The following is a 1,207-nucleotide window of genomic DNA, read 5'->3' as shown; positions in this document are numbered from 1 at the left end:
CCCCAGATGCGAGCCGCTTTCGACCACCGCCCCCGCGGCAACGAGCACCCCCGGTTCCAGGACTGCATCAGGTGCCACGCAGGCGCGGGGATGCACGATGGCCGGAAACTGCCAGCCGCACGACTGGTAGCGGTCCATCAGGCGTTGCCGGGCCTCGGCGCGGCCGACACCGATGAAGAGATTACCGGGCGGATGTCGCTCGAGATCGCTGCCGGCGATCACCGGAATCCCGGGAACCGGACTTGCGGCATGTGGCGCATCGTCGGCAAAGGTCCAGACATCGCCTCCGCCGGACCGCCAGCAATGGAATACCTTGCGGGCATGCGCGCCCGTGCCAAAGATCACCAGCAGCGCAGAATGGTTCATGGCGCAGGGCCTTGCTTGGCGATCCAGGCGAGCAGGTGGGTCCGCAGCGCCGGAACGGCATTGAAAAACGTGTAGAGCGCGGGGTGCAGCGGCGCGACCGCGCGAGCCAGCGGCGGTGCCAGCGTGACGCGTCGCGCCAGCAGATGGCCCTCTGGAAACAATGCCCGCACGCGCCGCAGAGGAACGCCGCGAACGTCGGCATTGCGCGGGTTGTCGACGGTGAAGTCATACCAGAGGACCGCGCCCCCCGGCTTGACCCAGCGCCACATCGCATCGGCCAGCCGCTGCTGGAACGCGTCGTCCAGCAGCGAAGAGAATACCGTGGCCACGAACACCACGTCCTGCGACGCGTCAGCGATCGGTGCCTGCAGCGCGTCCCCTTCGTACAGCGCCAGCGCCGCCGGCAGGCAGTGGCGTGCCTGCGCCACTCGCTCGGGCAGCAGTTCGATGCCGCTCAGGTGTTCGGGCGAGAAACCCAGCCGCAGCAGCTCCAGCAGGTTGCCGCCCTGCCCGCAGCCGACCTCCAGCAGCCGCAGCGCCGACAGGTCGGTGATGCCGTGCCGCGCGAACAGCCCCAGCATCGCGCGCTGCCGCTCGTGCACCATCTGCCACACCTCGGGCCGCAGCAGGCTGTAGCGGTCGCCGACCTGGCGGCGCGCGTAGCGCTGCGCGACCTTGTCAGGTTCATGGGTCATGCAGGCCTCCCCGCCAGCGCCTCGATGAAACGTTGCGCCAGCACCGGGTAGCTGTGGTTCGCCATGACGAACTGCCGCCCGCGCTCGCCCATCGCGCGCCGCGCCGCGCGGCCCGCCGACACCAGCGTGCGCAGGCCCTGCGCCAC

The 1,207-nt window shown here is 70.0% G+C and carries 2 protein-coding genes; both read right to left on the bottom strand.

Annotated features, from left to right (window positions below):
- The coding region (locus AC1D01_RS35565) for a PglD-related sugar-binding protein (protein WP_477874354.1) at positions 1-366 on the bottom strand (366 nt) is incomplete at its 3' end.
- A complete protein-coding gene (locus AC1D01_RS35560) occupies positions 363-1,061 on the bottom strand; it encodes a class I SAM-dependent methyltransferase (protein ID WP_477874352.1) in 699 nt (232 codons plus the stop codon). The genes AC1D01_RS35565 and AC1D01_RS35560, both read right to left, overlap by 4 nt.
- Positions 1,062-1,207 lie beyond the last annotated feature (146 nt).

It is taken from the genome of Rhizobacter sp. P3_B12, assembly GCF_056402895.1.
Note: the sequence above shows the minus strand (reverse complement) of the source record. Positions and strands in the feature narration are given on the sequence as shown.